Below are 18,539 nucleotides of genomic sequence, written 5' to 3'. Positions count from 1 at the left end.
ACCGGCCTCTCGACGGGGCTGGACCGGCCTCTCGACGGGGCTGGACCGGCCTCTCGACGGGATGGGGCCCCGGGGGGGTTTCCGGGCCGGGACGAAACTACCATGGAAACGGCAGCTGATTCCGAACTTCATAACATGCTGTTATAGACTGCCGGGATGATCGACGCTGCCGGCCTTCGAGTTGTCCGGGCCATTGATGAGGCCGGCAGCTTCACCGGCGCGGCGACGATGCTCGGCTATTCACAGCCCGCGGTGTCGCAGATGATCCGGCGCCTTGAGCAGCGCACCGGAACAGCCATCGTCGACCGGGTCGGACGGACGGTCCGGCTGACCGAGGCCGGTCAGGTGCTCGCACGGCACGCCAAGACCGTGCTCGCTGCGCTCGACTCCGCGGAGGAGGAGGTGGCCGCCCTCGCGGGTCTGCGCGCCGGCCGGGTGCGTGTCGCGGCGTTCCCCTCGGCCTCCGCGACCCTCGTGCCCAAGGCGCTGGCCTTGGTGCGCAGTCGCTATCCGGATGTGTCGATGTCCTTCACCGAAGCCGAACCTCCGGAATCGTTGGCGGCCCTGCGTGCCGGCGAGTGCGATCTCGCGGTGGCGTTCTCCTATCCGGGGACCGACCTCGCCCGGGGCGAAGAAGACCTCGACGTCTTCGTCACCCGGCGACTGCTCGATGACGAGGTGCTCCTGGCGCTGCCCCCCGAGCATCCTCTCGCCGCGAGTAGCGGACCGATCGACATCGCCAAGCTCAAGTCCGACACCTGGATCGCCGGGTGCCCGCGCTGTCGCGGGCACTTGTTGGAGATGTGCTCGCGGGGCGGGTTCACGCCGGATGTCAGCTTCGAGACCGAGGACTACGTTGCCGTGCAGGGCATGGTCGCCTGCGGTCTGGGCGTGGCCCTCATTCCCGACCTGATCCTGCGCACCACTCATCACCCGGGCGTGGTGGCGCGGCGGATCGCGCCCGCCTCCCGGCGGGAGATCGTGGCCGTGACCACACCCGATCTGTTGCGCGTGCCGGCTGTGGCCGCCGCCTTGGACGCACTGGTCGAGGTGGCGGCGTCGCCCGATCTGTTGCCGACACTGGCGCCTGAGCCTGCGGGAGCATCGACCGGACCGGAGTTGGACTACTACCTCTGAGGTCGGCGCCCGGGTTGCTCTCGGGCGGCGGGATTCCCGTGTGTTGGGGGGGTCGCCGCACGGGTTAGTCGCCGCGCTCAGTGGTGGGTCCGGGTGGTGAGCCGGCCATGGTCGAGCCACACCGCGATGTCGCCGTCCTCATCGGTGCGCAGCAGCCGGGCTCCCGTCGACTGCACCCACGCCAACGCACCGGGTGAGGGATGGCCGTAGTCGTTGTCGGCGCCCACGCTGACCACCATCAAGGGGGCACGCAGCAGGCCCATCAGAGACGGATCGAGATTGGACGACCCGTGATGGGGCAGCTTCACCACGTCGTATGCCGAGAGCCGCGATCGCAGGGCAGGGTCACCCGAGACGGCGCGCCAGAGCGCGTGACCGGCCTCGCGCTCGATGTCGCCGGAGAGGAAGAGGTCGAGGCCAGCGACGTGGGCATCGAGCACGATGCTCGCATTGTTGGGGACCGAGCCGTCGAGGATGCGCCGCCCTGGCCACCAGACGGTCGCGGTGACGGAGCCGGCGGTGATGACTTCACCCACGCGCACCGACCGAACGGGAATGGATCGCGCTTGCGCTTGGGCAGCAACCTCATTCGCACCTTGAGTGGGGTCGGCAACCGGTGAGACCAGGATCGTGCCGACCTGGCGGCCGGCCAGCGCGCCGGACAGGCCAGCGATGTGATCCGCGTGGAAGTGGGTCAGGACAATGGCGTCGAGACGCCGCACGTTGAGCTGGCGAAGGCAGCGATCCACCGCGGACGGCTCGGGTCCGGCGTCGACCAGAATGGCGCTCTGCTCCCCGGTGCGCAGCACGAGGGCATCGCCTTGCCCCACATCACACGCGACGAATTGCCAGGGCGGCGGCCAGGCAAGAGACCCCACCGGCGCGAGGAGGGCGCCGGTGAGCAGCCCGCACCCCAGCCACGGCACCGGGTGGTGGCGAACGGCATACGTCAATCGGGGGCCGCACACCAACGCCAGCGCGACCAACGCGGTCATCAGCCACGCCCCACGGGGACCCTCCGGCCACGGCGCACTCGCCCAACTCACCCGCGCGCCGCGGTGCGCGATCTGCGCAATCGCCAGCGCGGGCAGGCCGGGGAGCCACGCGGCGGCCGCCGGGGCAAGGCCGGTCATGCCGGCCAATGCCAGCCCCGCTCCGGCGATGGTGACCGGTGCGACAAAGATGGCCGCCAGCAGGTTGGCCGGGATGCCGACCACGCTCACGCTGCCCTGCAGGAGCACGATGATCGGCGCACAGGTCACCTGAGCGGCCAACGGGACGAGCAAGGCGGGCAGCGCCGGGCGCAGACGCGGCAGAACGTGCGGTTCGAGCGACTCGGCCCACGGGCGAACGAAGAGCAGCAGCCCCAGGGTCGCGAGCACCGACAGGGCGAAGCCTGGGCTGCGCGCGAGCCACGGATCGACGACCAGCATGGCGACGACCGCCGCAGCCAGGGCCGGTATGCCGCTCGCCCGCGTCGCGCGATAGACCGCGAGCAAGCCGATGGTCCCCATCACCGCGGCCCGGAGCACGCTGGGCTCGGGCCTTGCGACAGCCACGAAGGCCGCGACAACGACAACGAACGCGATGGGTCGCGCGCGACGTGGGATTCGGGCCCAGCGGATCAGCGGAGCGATGGCTGCCAGCAGGATGGAGATGTTGGCGCCGGAGACGGCGCTCAGGTGCGTCAGACCGGTGGTGCGCATGTCCGCGATCAGGTCCGGGGGTGAGCGCGAGGTGTCCCCGACCACCATCGCGGGGACGAGACCCTGTCCATCCGGCGGGAGGGCGGCAACCGCTCCCCGCAGGGCCTCCCTGACGGAGGCGGTCCAGCCGGTCGCGGAGCGGTCAGGTCCGACGATTGGCGGGCCGAGAGCCCGCACCACGGCGAGTTCGGCCGATCCGTCGTCGCCGGGGCCGAGTCGCCCGACGAGCGCAACCTCTTGCCTCCAGCGCACTGCCGACCAGCGAACGTCCCCGACGACGAGCAACCGCGCGGACACCGCGCTCGACAGGCCACGGGCTACCACTCGACTCGCCCGGACGCGAACCAGGATGCGACCGTGACCGACGTCGATCGGCTCCCCCGCGACCATTGCCGTGACGCGAACGACGGCGCGCTCGGAGATCCATTCCGGGAGCGGACCGGAGCGCCGCCGGGCATCCGCCGCGGCCGCTGCCCCGACAGTAAGCCCCACCACGGCCGCGCTTAGGGCGGCCAGCATCAGCCGGGCGTGCCAACGTCGGTGCCGGGGGCGACCCCGCCAAGCGAGTAGCGCGGCGATAAGCACCCCACCGCCTGCCAAGCACAACCGGATTTGCCAGGACAGGGCAAGGGTGGCAGCGACCATCGCCCACGCGGCGAGCGCGGGGACCAGCAGTCGAATGTCCAGGCGCGGCGACGCCGTCGGGGGTCGGTCCAGAGCGCGAACCATCCGAGCTGCGCCGCGTGGATCGATCTCGACCAGACCGTTCCGTGTCCTGGCCGGGTCGGCTCGCTCCGGCTCTGCGTGCTCAGCCGACGTGTTCGCGGGACGTGCGGCCGGACCGGAACGATTGGTCACAGGGTGACCAATGGACTCAGTTGGGCCAGCAACTTCTCTCCGATGCCGGAGACCTCTCCGAGTTCGTCGATGCTGGAGAACCGCCCGTGCTCGGCGCGCCAGTCCAGGATCCGTTGCGCGAGAACGGGTCCCACGCCGGGCAGTGTGTCCAGGGCGGTGGCGTCAGCGGTGTTGAGGCTGACCTTGCCGTTTGCTGGGCCGCTCGATCCGCTTGGTCCGGAGGGGCTGCCGCCGGGGCTGGATCCACCCGGCGCGGTGATGACCTCGCCGGGTTTGGGGATGCGGATCTGCTCACCGTCGACGCAGAGGCGTGCGAGATTGACCGCACCAAGATCGGCCTTGCCGGTCGCTCCCCCGGCCTTCTCGACGGCATCCTCCACGCGCGAACCGGCGGGGAGTGACACCACTCCGGGACGAGCCACTTGGCCGACGACATGCACGATCACGGGCGGCCCGGTCGACGACGCCGTGCCGGTCACTGTCGGTTCACCGGCACTCGATGCCGGGCCGCTGCCGGACGAAGGAGTTGCTCCAGAGGAAGCTGGAGTCTCGACGGCAACCGACGCCACGGGCACCGGCGTCGCCTCGGCTCTCGCGCTCACGACGCGCACTCCGAAGACTCCGCCGGCGATCACCGCCAGCGCAAGGAAGGTCAGGACGACGGGATGAGGCACCGCCGCGAAGCGGTCACGGAGCCCAACTGGCCAACTCACCACCGGGGGTGGGTCGGCTCGATCGAGCCGGCGCGAGCGCGAAGGGTCGCTCGCCGCATGCCGGCCAGGGCTGGACGCTTCGTCGCGACGGACCACTTCCCTGGCGTCGTCCTCGAGGTCCGCTCCCGGCCAGGCATCCGTCTCGGCTTCCTCCGTCACCGCGCGGATGGCGAGCGCGGCACGGAGCCGGTCGGCAGGGTCAGGACGTCGCGTGCTCATGCCTCCCGACGGTAGGAGGCCGAGCAGCTTCGGTGCCAGGGCCTCGAAAAAGCCTGTGGATCAGCCGATTTGGCTGACGGCCCTGTGGAAAGACACACAGCCAGGCGCGGTCGAATGACCTTTCGACCGCGCCTGTGTGCCCACTCGACGGGGAAAGATTGTCCTATCGACGTCAGGCGAGGGGAACGACGTTGACCAGTTTGGGGGGGCGCACGATGACGGTGCGCACGCCACCGGCAGTCGCGTCTATCACCTTCGGCAGCGCCATGACGAGGCCGCGCAAGTCGTCCTCGCTGATGTCGGCGGGCACCTCCACGCGGTCGCGCACCTTGCCGCGGATCTGCACCACGCAGGTGACGCTCTCCTCGACCAGGTAGGCCGGGTCGGCGACGGGGAAGCGCTCATACGTCAAGGTGGCGGGGTGGCCCAGACGCGACCACAATTCCTCGGCGATGTGCGGCGCCAACGGCGCCACCATCAGCACCAGCGCTTCGGCAACGGCGCGCGGCACCGCGTCGAGCTTTGTCACGGCATTGTTCAACTCGGTCAGTCGCGCGATCGCCGTGTTGAAACCGAGACCGGCGTAGTCCGCACGCACCGCGTCGATCGTGCGGTGCAGCACCCGCAAGGTCGCCTCGTCCGGCGCAACGTCAGCGACCGCGGCAGCTCCGGTCTCTTCGTCGATCACATTGCGCCATAAGCGCTGCAGGAAGCGCTGGCTCCCAACGACCGCCCGGGTGTCCCAGGGCTTCGACTGCTCCAGCGGCCCCAACCCCATCTCGTACAGGCGCAGCGTGTCGGCGCCGTACGCGGCGTACATCTCGTCGGGGCTGACCATATTCTTCAGCGACTTGCCGATCTTGCCGAACTCCCGCGTGACCGGCTCGCCCTGCCAGGTGTAGCTCACCGACCCGTCGGCCGCGACATCCTCGACGACGTCCTTGGCCTCGACATACTGCCCGCGGGCATCCGTGTACGCCGCCGCCTGGATATACCCCTGCGAGAAGTACGTGCGGAAGGGCTCGTCCGAGGCCAGATGCCCCAGGTCGTGAAGGACCTTGTGCCAGAAGCGCGCATAGAGCAGGTGCAGCACCGCGTGCTCGACGCCACCGACATAGAGGTCGACGCCACCCGGGTCCCGCGTGCCGGGCATGACCGCCTCATCGCGCGGCCCCATCCAGTAGGCCTCGTTGACCGGGTCGACGAAGTGCTCGGCATTGTCGGGGTCGAGATAACGCAAGTAGTACCAACAGGATCCGGCCCAGTTGGGCATGGTGTTGGTCTCGCGGCGGTAGCGCTGCACCCCGCGCCCGTCCTCGAGGTCGAGGTCCACATCGACCCACTCCCCGACCCGCGAGAGCGGCGGCTCGGGCTCGCTGGAGTTGTCCTCCGGGTCGAAGGTCTTCGGCGAGTAGTCCGGCACATCGGGTAGCTCGATCGGCAGCATCGACTCGGGAACGGCGTGCGCGACGCCGGCCTCGTCGAAGACGATCGGGAAGGGCTCACCCCAGTAGCGCTGGCGGCTGAAGAGCCAGTCGCGCAGCTTGTAGTTGATCGTCGCCTCGCCCAGCCCCTTGTCGGCCAGCCACTGCGTCATCGCCGTCTTCGCCTCGGCAATTCCCTTGCCGTTCAACGAGATCTCGTCATTAGCCGAGTTGATCGTGGCGCCTTGGCCGGCATACGCCGACGACCCGTCGTGATCCGCGGGTGGCTGCACGGTATAGACCACCGGGAGCCCGTATGCCGTGGCGAAGTCGAAGTCGCGCTGGTCACCTCCGGGGACGGCCATGATCGCCCCGGTCCCGTAACCCATCAGCACATAGTCGGCGACGAAGACCGGAATGCGTTCTCCCGACGTGGGATTCACGGCATACGAGCCGGTGAAGACGCCCGTCTTTTCGCGCGTCTCCAGCTGCCGGTCGACCTCGGACTTGCGCGCGGTGGAGAGGCGGTAGGCCGCGATCGCCTCCCCCGGAGTCGCCGCACCGCCCGTCCAGCGCGGGTCCGTGCCTGCCGGCCAGGCTGCGGGGGTCAGCGACTCGACCAGCGGGTGCTCGGGCGCCAAGACCATGAAGGTCGCGCCGAAGAGGGTGTCCGGACGGGTCGTGAAGACCTCGATCCCGCCACCGCTCGCCACGTCCGCGCCGTCGAAGGGGAAGGTCACCCGCGCCCCGTGGCTGCGCCCGATCCAGTTGCGCTGCATGATCCGGACCTTCTCCGGCCAGTCCACGCGGTCGAGGTCGTCGGCCAGGCGATCGGCATACGCGGTGATGCGCATCATCCACTGACGCAGATTCTTCCGATAGACCGGGAAATTCCCGCGCTCGGATCGCCCGTCGTTGGTGACCTCTTCATTGGACAGCACCGTGCCCAGCCCGGGGGCCCAGTTGACCGGCGCCTCGTGGGTGTAGGCCAGCCGGTAGCCGTCGATGATCGAGGCCTGCTCCGCCGGGCTCAGGTCGGCCCATGGGCGCCCGTCGGGCGTGGCCCGCTCGCCCGCGGCGAAAGCGGCGATCAGGTCGGCGATCGGGCGCGCCCGGCCCCGGCCACCGTCCTCGCGCACTGCGTCGACGTCGTACCAGGAATTGAAGATCTGCAGGAAGATCCACTGGGTCCACTTGTAGTAGCCCGGATCGATCGTCTGGATCGCGCGCCGGTCATCGTGCCCAAGACCCAGCCGCCGCAGCTGCCGCTGCATGATGACGATGTTGTCCTCGGTCGTCTTGCGCGGATGCTGACCGGTGGTCACGGCATACTGCTCGGCCGGCAGGCCGAAGGCGTCATAGCCCAGGCAGTGCAGAACGTTCTTGCCCAGCATCCGGTTGTAGCGGGCGAACACGTCGGTGGCGATATAGCCCAGCGGGTGGCCGATGTGCAGGCCGGCACCGCTGGGATACGGGAACATGTCGAGCACCAGCAGGTGGCCGTCGAAGTCACGGATCGCCTCGGGATCGCCGAGATTGCCCGTGGGATTCGGCGCGTGGAAGGTCCCGTCCTCCTCCCAGCGATCCTGCCAGGCGCGCTCGAACGTATCGGCCAGCGCAGCGGTATAGCGGTAGGCGGGGGTGTCGCTCATCGTCGTCCTTGGGGTGTGCTCACTGCTCGGGGAGAAAGAAGGCCCCTTCAGGGCAGAAGGGGCCGAGCCGCGATGACGTCCGTGCGGTTCGTCAGCGCGGCCGGCTAAGGAGCAGCGACCTCGTCATGCCGGTCACCCTACCCCAGCCGGTTTTGCCGCCGTCGACGATTCCGGCGGCCGGGCACCGCCTTCCCCAGCACGTATGGTGCCCACCATGGTCCGCGTCGTTCTCGCCTCCGCCTCCCCTGCCCGCCGCGAGCTCCTACGCCGCGCGGGCGTTGCCGCCGATGTGCGGGTCAGCGATGTCGACGAGACGGCGGTCCTCGCGCGGATCAAGGCGGTCATCCCCGATCTGGAGCCGGTCGACGAGGTGCTCGCGCTGGCGCGGGCCAAGGCCGAGGATGTCGCCGCGGACGTCGAGGACGCCCTGATCATCGGCTGCGACTCGATGCTGGAGTTCGCCGGGGAGGTGCTGGGCAAGCCGACCACCGAGCAGGAGGCGATAGCCCGCTGGCGGAAGATGAGCGGGCGGGTGGGCACGCTGCATACCGGCCACTGGTTGATCGATGCGCGGGCCGACGGCAGCGGCGGACTGCTGGGGGCGACGGCGTCGACGGTGGTCCGCTTCGGCACAGTGGCTGAGGACGAGATCGCCGCCTATGTCGCGACCGGTGAGCCGCTGCGGGTCGCGGGCGCTTTCACCATCGACGGCCTCGGAGGACCCTTCATCGACGGCATCGAGGGCGACCACAGCAATGTCATCGGGCTCTCCCTGCCCGTGCTGCGCGGGCTGCTGCACGACCTCGGGCTGCGCTGGGCGGACCTGACCGAGCCGGTGCACGCGGGTCCGCAGGGCCACGCGGCGTGTCCCTAGCTGAGCACGAGGAAGTCGCCGTACATGTCCTTGGCGTGGGTCAAGGCGGCGACATAGCCGGCCCGCTCATAGGCCGCCGCATCCACCTCGTCACCGAGCGCCAACAGCCCGCGCACATCAGCCACCGAGGCGAAGCCCTTGCGCTCCATCCACGCCGTCAGCTCGGTCAACAGCGTTGCGGCATAAGCCGGTCCGTGACGCATCAGTGACGAGGCGGTCATCACGACGTCGGCCCCGGCCAGGAGATATTTCACGACATCGGCACCGGACTCGACACCCGTCGTCGCCGCCAGTGAGGCCGCGACCCGGCCGCGCAAGATGGCGATCCAGGTCCGCGCGATGCCGGACTCGACGGGCGAGGACAGGGTCACCGCCGGACCGACGGTCAGCGCCTCGATGTCGATGTCCGGCTGCAGGAAGCGGTTGAAGAGCACCAGCCCGTCGGCACCGGCGGCGTCGAGGTCGCGGCACATGGTCCCGGTCGCGCTGAAGAACGGACTGAGCTTCACCGCCACCGGGATCGAGACCGCGTCCTTGACCGTATGCACGATCTCCACGTGCCGCTCCTCGATCACCGCGCCCGCGACGCGAGTGTCGCCGGGAACGGCATACGGGTTGACCTCCAGCGCCGCCGCGCCGGAGTCCTGAAGTTGGCGGGCACACTGCGCCCACCCCTCGAGATTGACCCCGTTGAGACTTGCAATCACCGGAATGTCCACGGCCGCAACGGATTTCTCCAGATGCCGCAAGTAGGGCGTGGCGCCGCCCGCGGCGATGTCCACATCGGGGAAGTAGCTCGTTGCTTCACCGAACGAGTCCTCGTGCATCGCGACGATCTCGAAGTCGGCGATCTCCTGGCGACGGATCTGCTCCTCGAAGAGGGAATAGAGGACGACCGCGCCGACGCCGGCATCGGCCAGGGCCCGGACGCCGGCGACAGTCTGCGAGAGCGGCGACGCCGACGCGACCAACGGATTGCGCAGCGGGAGACCAAGATAGGTCGTGGCCAGGTCCATCAGTTCCTCTTCCTCGCGTCGGGCATGAACTGGCCGGCGCTGCGCGTGGCCATCTCCTCATAGACCGCCCAGCGCTGGTCCACGGCGTGCTGGGCGAGACCCAAGAGCCGCTCGGCCTCCTCGGGCGCGGTCTGACGGAGCATGCGGTAGCGCAACTCCTTGTAGATGTAGTCCGACAGCGGGATCGTCGGCCGCGGCGAGTCGAGGAAGAAGGGATTGTCTCCTCGGTCGCGAATCGTCGGGTCGTAGCGCATCAGCGGCCAGTGTCCCGAGTTCACCGCGCGCTTCTGCTGCTCGAGGCCTTTGCTCATCTCGATGCCGTGGGCGATGCAGTGGCTGTAGGCGATGATCAGCGAGGTGCCGTCATAGGCCTCCGCCTCGCGGAAGGCACGCAACGTCTGCTGCGGGTCCGCGCCGAGGGCGACGCGGGCGACATACACCGAGCCGTATGCCGTGGCCTGCAGCGCGAGGTCCTTCTTGGCGACCGCCTTGCCCGCAGCGGCGAATTTCGCCACTGCCGCAATGGGGGTCGCCTTCGAGGACTGCCCGCCGGTGTTCGAGTAGACCTCGGTGTCCATCACCAGGATGTTGACATTGCGCCCGCTCGCGAGCACATGGTCGAGCCCGCCGGATCCGATGTCGTAGGCCCAGCCGTCACCGCCGACGATCCACACGCTGCGCCGAACCAAGTGGTCGGCAACGCTGCGCAGATCCTCGGCGACCGGCCCTTCCATCCCGTCAAGGCGCCGCATCAACTCCTCGACCCGGACACGCTGCGCGGCCAACTCGGACTCGCGGATCTGCGGTGCGCTCAGGATGTCGTCGACCAACTCGGCGCCGACGCGATCGCGCAGCATCGACAGTCGCTCCCGAGCCAGCCGGTTGTGCAGGTCGGCCGCCATCTGTAGGCCGAGCCCGAACTCCGCGTTGTCCTCGAAGAGGCTGTTGGACCAGGCCGGGCCGCGGCCTTGCGCATTGCGCGTCCAGGGGGTCGTCGGCAGGTTGCCGCCGTAGATGGAGGAGCAGCCGGTCGCGTTCGCGACGGTGAGGCGGTCCCCGAAGAGTTGGCTGAGCAACTTCAGGTAGGGGGTCTCACCACAGCCGGAGCACGCCCCCGAGAACTCGAAGAGCGGCTGCAGGAATTGGGCACCGCGCACCGTGCCGAAGTCCACCCGGGCACGCTCGTTCTGCGGGATCGACTCGAAGAAGCCGACATTGGTCACGCCACGCTCCATCACCCCCTCATCGGCGGTCAGGTTGATGGCCTTGCGGCCCGACCCGACGACGGGGGTGACCGGACAGGCTTCGACACACAGTCCGCAGCCGGTGCAGTCCTCTGTGTAGACCTGCAGCGTGTAGCCGCTCTGCGGCAGCCCGGCGGCGTTCAGGGGCGCCGACTCGAAGCCGTCCGGAGCACCATCGAGCGCCGCGCGGTCATAGAACTTCGAGCGCAGCACGGCGTGCGGGCAGACGAATGCACAGTTGCCGCATTGGATGCACCCACTCGGATCCCATTGCGCGACAAGGTCGCTGATCCGCCGCTTCTCGTATGCCGTGGTGCCACTCGGGAAGGTCCCGTCGACCGGCATCGCACTCACCGGGAGGTCGTCGCCGCGGCCGGCCATCATCGCCGCGGTCACGGTCCGGACGAACTCCGGCGCGTCCGCGCTGACGATCGCGCGCGGGGCACGCTTGGACGTGGCCGCCTCGGGGACGTCGATCCGGTGCAACTGGGCGAGGGTGGCATCGACCGCGGCCTCGTTGCGGCGCACGACCTCGGGGCCGCGCCGGCCATAGGTCTTGCGGATCGACTTCTTGATCGCCTCGATCGCCTCCTCGCGCGGCATGACCCCGGAGATGGCGAAGAAGCAGGTCTGGAGGATCGTGTTGGTCCTCCCGGGCAGCCCCGCGCCGCGCGCGACGCTGTCGGCGTCGATGGCATAGAGCTGCAGCCCCTTGGCGATGATCTCCTCCTGCACGGGTCGCGAAAGTGACTGCCACACCTCGTCTTTCGGCATGGACGCGTTGAGCAGGAGCACCCCGCCGGGGCGGGCCAGGCCGAGCACGTCGAGCTTGTCGAGCAGGCCGAAGTGGTGGCACCCGACGAAGCCGGCGCTGCCGACGAGATAGGGCGCCTTGATCGGGTGCGGGCCGAAGCGCAGGTGCGAGATCGTCGACCCGCCGGACTTCTTCGAGTCATAGACGAAGTAGGCCTGGGCGTAGCGATTCGGGTCCTCGCCGAGGATCTTGATGGTGTTCTTGTTGGCGCCGACGGTGCCGTCGGAGCCGAGGCCGAAGAAGACCGCCCTCAGGGTCTTCTCGTCCTCGATGTGCAGACCGCGGTCATAGTCGATCGAGGTCCCCGAGACGTCGTCCGTGATGCCGACCGTGAACCCGGTGGGGGGTCGGTCGGCGGCCAGGGCGGCATACACGCCCGCGACCATCGCCGGCGAGAACTCCTTGCTGGAGAGGCCATACCGACCACCGACGACGCGCGGCATCGACGCGAGGTGGCCCTCGGCATACGCGCCGGAGAGGGCGGCGACCACGTCGAGATAGAGCGGCTCGCCGCCGCTGCCGGGCTCCTTGGTGCGGTCGAGCACCCCGACGACTCGGGCCGTCGCCGGGAGAGCGGCGACGAGCTCGGCGGCCGGGAAGGGACGGTAGAGCCGGATCCGGACGACGCCGACCTTCTCGCCCTGGGCGAGAAGGTGGTTGACGGTCTCCTCGACGGTCTCGCCGCCGGAGCCCATGATGACGATGACCCGTTCGGCCTCGGCGTGCCCGGCATACTCGAGAAGGTGGTAGGCCCGCCCGGTCTGAGCGGCGAACTCGTCCATGACGCCCTGGACGATGCCGGGCGTCGCGGCATAGAACGGGTTGACCGTCTCGCGGGCCTGGAAATAGACGTCGGGGTTCTGCGCGGTGCCGCGCACGAAGGGGCGCTCGGGCGAGAGCCCCCGCATCCGGTGCTCGTGGACCAGGCTCTCGGGGACGAGCGCGTGCAGCACCGCGTCGTCGAGCAGCTCGATCGTGTTGAGTTCGTGCGAGGTCCGGAAGCCGTCGAAGAAGTGGACGAACGGGATCCGGCTGCGCAGGGTCGCCGCGTGCGCGACGAGGGCGAGGTCGTGCGCCTCCTGGACCGAGCCGGAGGAGAGCAGCGCGAACCCGGTCTGCCGCACGGCCATGACGTCCTGATGGTCTCCGAAGATCGAGAGTCCTTGTGCCGCAAGCGATCGAGCGGCAACGTGAAGCACCGCCGAGGTGAGTTCGCCGGCGATCTTGTACATATTGGGGATCATCAGCAGCAGGCCCTGCGAGGCGGTGAAGGTCGTGCTGAGAGCACCGCCCTGGAGCGCCCCATGGAGGGCGCCGGCGGCTCCACCCTCGCTCTGCATCTCGATGACCGTTGGGACGGTCCCCCAGATGTTCGTGCGGCCCTTGGCAGACCAGTCGTCGGCGAGCTCGGCCATCGTCGAGGAGGGCGTGATGGGATAGATCGCGCACAGTTCACTGAGGCGGTGCGCGACGTGGACCGTTGCCTCGTTGCCGTCGATCGTCGTGCGGGTCATCGCTGCGCTCCCCCGTCGCGGGCCAGGCCGGTGACCGGAGCGACAAAGGCGTTTGCCGGCAGCGGTTCGTGCTCACCGATCATGTCGATGGCGTGCACTGGGCACTGTCGAGCGCAGGTGCCGCACCCCGTGCACTTGTCATAATCGAAGCGATACCGATGTCCCACACCGAGTTTGACGACCGCATCGTCGGGACACGACCCGAGGCAACCGTCGCATTCGAAGCAATTTCCGCATGAGAGGCAGCGGGCCGCCTCGAAGGCGGCTTCCTCCTCGGACAGGCCGGCGACGACCTCCGTGAAGACGTGCGAACGGGCCTGCGGGTCGAGCGCCGCCTGCTGGCGCTGCCGGTGATCACCGAAGTACCACAGATTCAGCTTCTCGAGATCGGCGACGGGATGCTTGGCTCCCGGCGCATAGGCCGCCCCCGCCAGATAGGCGTCGATCGCCTGCGCCGCCTTCTTGCCGTGGCCGACGCCGATCGTCACCGTTCGCTCGCTCGGGACCGCATCGCCGCCGGCGAAGACCCCGGGCGCTCCGGTCATCAGCGTCACCGGGTCGACCTGGACGACATCGCCGTCGAAGGCGATCCCGGGCAAGGCCCTGAGGAAGCCAGTGTCGGACTCCTGTCCCAGCGCGAGGATCACCGTGTCGGCCTCGAGTTGCTCGAATCGCCCTGTCCCCCGTGGCTTTCCGAACTCGTCGAGCTCCTGGATCTCCACCGTCACGTCGTCCGCGCCCATCGAGGAGATGGTCCGCAACCAGTTGATCCGGATCCCCTCGCGCTCGGCGTCGGCAGCCTCCTCCGCGTGGGCGGGCATCTGCTCACGCGTGCGCCGGTAGACGATGATCGTGTCGTCGGCGCCTAGGCGGCGGGCCACCCGAGCCGCGTCCATGGCCGTGTTCCCCCCGCCGTAGACAGCGACCCGACCGGACAACGCGCTGCGCTCCCCCTCCTCCACGCCACGCAGGAAGCTCACAGCGTCCAGGACGCGAGCGGCGTCACCATTGGGGATGTCGACGCGCTTGGATAGGTGCGCGCCGACGGCCACGAAGGCCGCGTCGAAGCCCTCGGCCAGTTCGGCTTGAAGGTCGGTGACCGTGTGGTTCTGTTCGAAGGTGACCCCATAGGCCGCCACCCGGGCGATCTCGGCGTCGATGACATCGCGGGGCAGACGGTAGGCCGGTATGCCGTAGCGCATCATCCCGCCCGGCTGGTCGCTGTTGTCGCGGACGGTGACCCGGTGACCCAATCGCGTCAGGTGGTAGGCGGCCGACAGGCCGCTCGGGCCGGAGCCCACGACGAGGACGTGCTTTCCGCTGGGAGCTGCGGGTGCGGCATACGTCCATCCGGCAGCGATCGCGCTGTCGCCGAGGTGACGCTCGACCGCGTGGATGGAGACCGCTGCGTCCATCAGGGCGCGGTTGCAGGCCGTCTCGCACGGGTGGTAGCACACCCGGCCGTGGATGGCCGGGAAGGGGTTGTCCTGGGTCAACCGGTCCCACGCGCCGCGGATGTCGCCTCGCTTGGCCAGCGCCAGCCAGGACTGGATGTTCTCGCCCGCAGGGCACCCGGCATTGCACGGCGGCAATAGGTCGACATAGACCGGGCGCTGGTGGCGGACCGGTCCAGAGCGTTGGCGCCCGCTCCCCAAGGCGGACAGGGGGGTCAGATCGTGGTCCCGCTCGCTCATCGCCGCCTCCTGGACCCGTCGCCCCGGGGCGTTCGCCCGCGCCGGCCCGTCGATCCGACCCTAGTCCCCAGGCCCAGACGGGGCATCTTTGGCCTGCCTCACTCCGCAGGCTCAGTCGGTCGATTCAACAGACGAGCCCGACCGGATCGGTCGGGCTCGTGTGGTGACGGACGGGCGCTGAGCAGGCCCGCATCGACGCTCTGCGTGTGAGGCGGTCCAGACCGCCCCGCTCTGGCAGGACTGGTCGGCGTTGTAGGGCGGGGCCTGGTTGTTGGTGATGACGTCGCTCGTGCTGGCGCCGCCGGTGAGGCGTGGGTGGTCGTTGCGGAGCACACCGGAACTGTCGCCAGCGCGGAGGTCACGGAGGTCAGCGCGTAGCCGCCGATCTTGGTGTTGGGGTTGAGAGCCATGGTGAAGGACACGCCGCCACACAGACTGCTCGGGCCAGTGATCCCGCCCGTCAGCGTGACCTTGACGGTCGTGGTGCGCACCTCGGGAGCCTGGCCTTGGTACGTCGTGGGCGTCCAGGTCGCCTGGCTGGTACTCCAGTTGCCCCAGTTCGTCCCACCGAACTTGCCATTGAGGCCGAATCCGTTCACGGTGGCCCCAGTCGGACGATAGACGTCGTAGGTGAAGTGAAGACGGTGCCGGCGGGCACGGTGGTGTTGGCCGGGATGGAAATCGTCAGTGAGGTCTGCGCCTGGACGTGGGTCGAGTCGTAGGAGCCGACCAACAGGTTGTAGTTGTAGAAGTCACACGACCAACAGCCGGCGGTGTCCACGGTGACACATTGTTGCGGCGTCGAAGCCGCCAGCGCGGGAGCGGCGATGCCGACCGCCACTACCGGCACGGACCCACGCCGCGCCCTTGGTGACAGACTGACGAGAGGGTTGGGGGAACTCCTGGGAAAGAGCGGATCGGACGAGGTGGCCCCGGGGGGAGGAACGAGTGGTGCTCGGCGTCAGGCGCGGCATTGCTGACCCAGGATTCGGGACGGTGATAACAGGTTCACTCTCCGCGATACGCCGACGTTACCGGCGGGTAGAAGGACGTCCCGTCGGAACGCAGCGCGGCCGACGGCGATCACACGCACCACGCCGGAGCGCTGGCTTCCGGTGCCCAGCGCGGACACAAGGGCCAGGCCGTTGTCCCGCTCCCCTCATCACACTCGCTCCTGAGGCCGTGAGCACCTGGCGTTCGGCGGCGCCGGCCGTGGGTCCGAACACCAGACCTCGGCGGCATTGGGCTCGAGCGCGGCGCAAGGTTTAGACCGGTGGCACGTCGCGGCGCTTGGCAGCGAAGTGGCGATCGCGATGCACGGCATACGCCAGACGGGCGGTCAGCTCGTCGCGCAGGGCATCGGCCTCGATGATCTGGTCGATGACCAGATCGGCCGCTAGCCGCTGGATGTCGACATCCTCTTCGTACTCCCGGCGCTTCTGCGCGACATAGGCGGCGCGCTCGTCGGCGTCGGCGATCTCGGCGATCTTGTTGGCGTAGACCGCATTCACGGCCGCCTCCGGTCCCATGACGGCAATCCGCGCCGTCGGCAAGGCGATCGTCGCGTCGGGACCGAAACCCGGCCCGCCCATGGCATACAGGCCGGCGCCATAGGCCTTGCGGATCACGACGCAGAACTGCGGCACGGTCGCCGACGCGACCGCAGAGACCATCTTGGCGCCGTGCCGGATGATGCCGCCCCGCTCGACCTCCGAGCCGATCATGAAGCCCGGCACATCGGCGAGATAGATCAGCGGGATCGAGTAGGCATCGCAGAGCCAGATGAAGCGGGCCGCCTTGTCTGCTGAATCGGTGAAAAGCACACCGCCCTTGACTGCGGAGTTGTTGGCGAGAATGCCGACGCTCTCGCCATTGAGGCGGCCAAAGCCGACGACGAGCTCGGCCGCGAAGAGCGGTTTGATTTCGAAGAAGCTGTCGGCGTCGACGAGCCCGTCGATGACCTCGTGCACATCGAAAGGCACGCTCTCGCGTTCCGGGATCGTATGCCGTGTCAACGGCTGCGTGGGCGGCTCCGGGTGGTAGGCCGGCGCCGGCGACCGCCAGTTCTGCGGCAGATAAGAGAAGTAGAGGCGGGCGAGCTCGATGGCCTCGGTGTCATCGGCGGCGAGCAGATCGCCGACGCCAGAGACCGTGCAGTGCATGCGTGCACCGCCCATGTCCTCCAGTGAAACCTTTTCTCCGACAACCATTTCCGCCATGCGTGGGCTGCCGAGATACATCGACGCGTTGCCGTCGACCATGATGATCAGGTCGCAGAAGCTCGGGATGTAGGCGCCTCCCGCGGCGCTCGGCCCAAACAGGCAGCAGATCTGCGGGACCTTGCCCGAGAGCGCCACCTGATTGTGGAAGATCCGCCCCGCCCCGCGCCGGCCCGGGAACATCTCGACCTGGTCGGTGATGCGCGCGCCCGCGCTGTCGACCAACCAGAAGACCGGGAGTTCTTCACGCAAGGCCATCTCGGTGGCCCGGACGATCTTCTCGACAGTGCGGGCACCCCAGGACCCGGCCTTGACGGTCGGGTCGTTGGCGATGACGATCACCGGACGGCCGTCGACCAGGCCCCGGCCGGTCACGACCCCATCGGCAGGCAGCCCGGGCGCGAGCGCATTCGCGAAGCGGCCGTCCTCGACGAAACTGCCCTCGTCGAGCAGCAGCGAGATCCGGTCACGGACATACAGCTTGTGCTGCGTGGCGAGTTTCGCGGCGGCGCCGTCCGGCGGGCGGTGCGACGCGGCATACGCGCCGGCGAGGCGTTCGCGGACGTCGGTGACCTTGGGGTCACTGCCGGTGTCGGGGCCGGTGGCGAAAGGGGTGTCAGGGTGCGGCATACCGCTCATCCTTGCGGCAGGCCGAGGTGACGCGCGATGACCATCTTCTGCACCTCGGAGGTGCCCTCGCCGATCTCGAGGATCTTGGCGTCGCGGTAGAAGCGGGCGACCGGGAACTCCTCCATGAAGCCGTTGCCGCCGAAGATCTGCGTGGCGATGCGGGTCGCGGTGACGGCGGCCTCCGTCGCGTAGAGCTTGCCGATCGCCGCCGCCTGCTTGACCTCCGTGACGCTACGCCGGCCGAGGTCGTGCTCATCCTTGAGCCAGGCCGCCTTATAGACCAGCACGCGCGAGGCCTCGACCATCGTTGCGAGGTCGGCGAGTTGGAAGGAGACGCCCTGGTTGACACCGATGGGCCGGCCGAAGGCCGTGCGCGTCTTGGCGTATGCCGTGGCTTGCTCCAGGCAGGCCCGCGAGAGCCCCAGCGCGAGCGCCGAGATCGCGATCCGGCCATCGTCGAGGGTCTTGAGGAACTGCTTGAAGCCCCTGCCCTCTTCGCCGAGCAGGTTGCCGGCGGGGACGCGGCAGTCCGCGAAGGTCAGGCCGTGGGTGTCGGAGATGTGCCAGCCGAGCTTGTGGTAGGCCGGCTCGACCGTGAATCCCGGCGTGCCATTGGGCACCATGATGGCGCTGATCTGCGCAGACCCATCGGGGTTGGTGCCGGTGCGCGCGGTGACCGTGTTGACGGTCGTGATCGGGGTTCCGCTATTGGTGATGAAGGCTTTGGCACCGTTGATCACCCACTCCTCGCCCTCGCGCGTGGCGCGGGTGCGCGTGGCGCCGGCGTCGGAGCCCGCCTCGGGCTCGGTCAGGCCGAAGCCGGCG

General features: G+C 68.9%; 11 protein-coding genes. 2 read left to right on the top strand and 9 right to left on the bottom strand.

Annotation, left to right across the window (positions count from 1 at the left end; genetic code table 11):
• Window positions 1–156 precede the first annotated feature (156 nt).
• Window positions 157–1,137: a LysR family transcriptional regulator gene (locus PKH97_RS03780; protein ID WP_324386071.1), complete on the top strand. Its 981-nt coding sequence runs from the start codon at window positions 157–159 to the stop codon at window positions 1,135–1,137.
• Window positions 1,138–1,214: 77 nt separating this feature from the next.
• Here the strand turns inward: PKH97_RS03780 and PKH97_RS03775 are convergent, their stop codons facing one another.
• From PKH97_RS03775 to leuS, 3 genes are all read right to left on the bottom strand, one after another.
• Window positions 1,215–3,572, bottom strand: coding sequence for a ComEC/Rec2 family competence protein (locus PKH97_RS03775; protein WP_324386070.1), 2,358 nt, complete (start codon window positions 3,570–3,572; stop codon window positions 1,215–1,217).
• A 125-nt stretch (window positions 3,573–3,697) separates the two neighbouring features.
• On the bottom strand, window positions 3,698–4,633 hold the full coding sequence (locus PKH97_RS03770) for a ComEA family DNA-binding protein (RefSeq protein ID WP_324386069.1): 936 nt from the start codon (window positions 4,631–4,633) through the stop codon (window positions 3,698–3,700).
• A 172-nt stretch (window positions 4,634–4,805) separates the two neighbouring features.
• Window positions 4,806–7,709 (bottom strand): leucine--tRNA ligase, encoded by a 2,904-nt coding sequence (gene leuS, locus PKH97_RS03765; protein ID WP_324386068.1) that lies wholly within the window; start codon window positions 7,707–7,709, stop codon window positions 4,806–4,808.
• Window positions 7,710–7,923: 214 nt separating this feature from the next.
• Between leuS and PKH97_RS03760 the strand changes: the two genes are divergently transcribed.
• Window positions 7,924–8,583 (top strand): nucleoside triphosphate pyrophosphatase, encoded by a 660-nt coding sequence (locus PKH97_RS03760; RefSeq protein ID WP_324386067.1) that lies wholly within the window; start codon window positions 7,924–7,926, stop codon window positions 8,581–8,583.
• Here the strand turns inward: PKH97_RS03760 and PKH97_RS03755 are convergent.
• The 6 genes from PKH97_RS03755 to PKH97_RS03730 form a co-directional block, all read right to left on the bottom strand.
• The gene (locus tag PKH97_RS03755) at window positions 8,580–9,599 is read right to left on the bottom strand and encodes a dihydroorotate dehydrogenase-like protein (RefSeq protein WP_324386066.1); all 1,020 of its coding nucleotides are present in this window, start codon (window positions 9,597–9,599) and stop codon (window positions 8,580–8,582) included. The two genes, PKH97_RS03760 and PKH97_RS03755, sit on opposite strands and share 4 nt — an antisense overlap.
• Window positions 9,599–13,171, bottom strand: a complete 3,573-nt coding sequence (gene nifJ / locus PKH97_RS03750; RefSeq protein WP_324386065.1) for a pyruvate:ferredoxin (flavodoxin) oxidoreductase — start codon at window positions 13,169–13,171, stop codon at window positions 9,599–9,601. Before nifJ ends, PKH97_RS03755 begins: the two co-directional genes overlap by 1 nt.
• Entirely contained in the window at window positions 13,168–14,865 is a 1,698-nt protein-coding gene (locus PKH97_RS03745) for an NAD(P)-binding protein (protein WP_324386064.1), read from the bottom strand. The genes nifJ and PKH97_RS03745 overlap by 4 nt, the downstream gene beginning before the upstream one ends.
• A 595-nt stretch (window positions 14,866–15,460) precedes the next feature.
• Complete coding sequence (locus PKH97_RS03740) at window positions 15,461–15,646, bottom strand: hypothetical protein (RefSeq protein WP_324386063.1); 186 nt, start codon at window positions 15,644–15,646, stop codon at window positions 15,461–15,463.
• A 484-nt stretch (window positions 15,647–16,130) separates the two neighbouring features.
• Window positions 16,131–17,714 (bottom strand): acyl-CoA carboxylase subunit beta, encoded by a 1,584-nt coding sequence (locus PKH97_RS03735; protein WP_324386062.1) that lies wholly within the window; start codon window positions 17,712–17,714, stop codon window positions 16,131–16,133.
• Between the two features lie 5 nt (window positions 17,715–17,719).
• The coding region (locus tag PKH97_RS03730) for an acyl-CoA dehydrogenase family protein (protein WP_324386061.1) at window positions 17,720–18,539 on the bottom strand (820 nt) is incomplete at its 5' end.

Source organism: Nostocoides sp., assembly GCF_035343835.1.
Taxonomy (GTDB): Bacteria; Actinomycetota; Actinomycetes; order Actinomycetales; family Dermatophilaceae; genus Nostocoides_A; species Nostocoides_A vanveenii.
Note: the sequence above shows the minus strand (reverse complement) of the source record. Positions and strands in the feature narration are given on the sequence as shown.

Excerpts from the sequence above, each read along its gene's own strand:
- PKH97_RS03775 (WP_324386070.1), bottom strand. The coding sequence starts at position 3,572 with ATGGTTCGCGCTCTGGACCGACCCCCGACGGCGTCGCCGCGCCTGGAC.
- nifJ (WP_324386065.1), bottom strand. The coding sequence starts at position 13,171 with ATGACCCGCACGACGATCGACGGCAACGAGGCAACGGTCCACGTCGCG.
- PKH97_RS03755 (WP_324386066.1), bottom strand. The coding sequence starts at position 9,599 with ATGGACCTGGCCACGACCTATCTTGGTCTCCCGCTGCGCAATCCGTTG.
- PKH97_RS03770 (WP_324386069.1), bottom strand. The coding sequence starts at position 4,633 with ATGAGCACGCGACGTCCTGACCCTGCCGACCGGCTCCGTGCCGCGCTC.
- PKH97_RS03760 (WP_324386067.1), top strand. The coding sequence starts at position 7,924 with ATGGTCCGCGTCGTTCTCGCCTCCGCCTCCCCTGCCCGCCGCGAGCTC.
- PKH97_RS03780 (WP_324386071.1), top strand. The coding sequence starts at position 157 with ATGATCGACGCTGCCGGCCTTCGAGTTGTCCGGGCCATTGATGAGGCC.
- PKH97_RS03735 (WP_324386062.1), bottom strand. The coding sequence starts at position 17,714 with ATGCCGCACCCTGACACCCCTTTCGCCACCGGCCCCGACACCGGCAGT.
- leuS (WP_324386068.1), bottom strand. The coding sequence starts at position 7,709 with ATGAGCGACACCCCCGCCTACCGCTATACCGCTGCGCTGGCCGATACG.
- PKH97_RS03745 (WP_324386064.1), bottom strand. The coding sequence starts at position 14,865 with ATGAGCGAGCGGGACCACGATCTGACCCCCCTGTCCGCCTTGGGGAGC.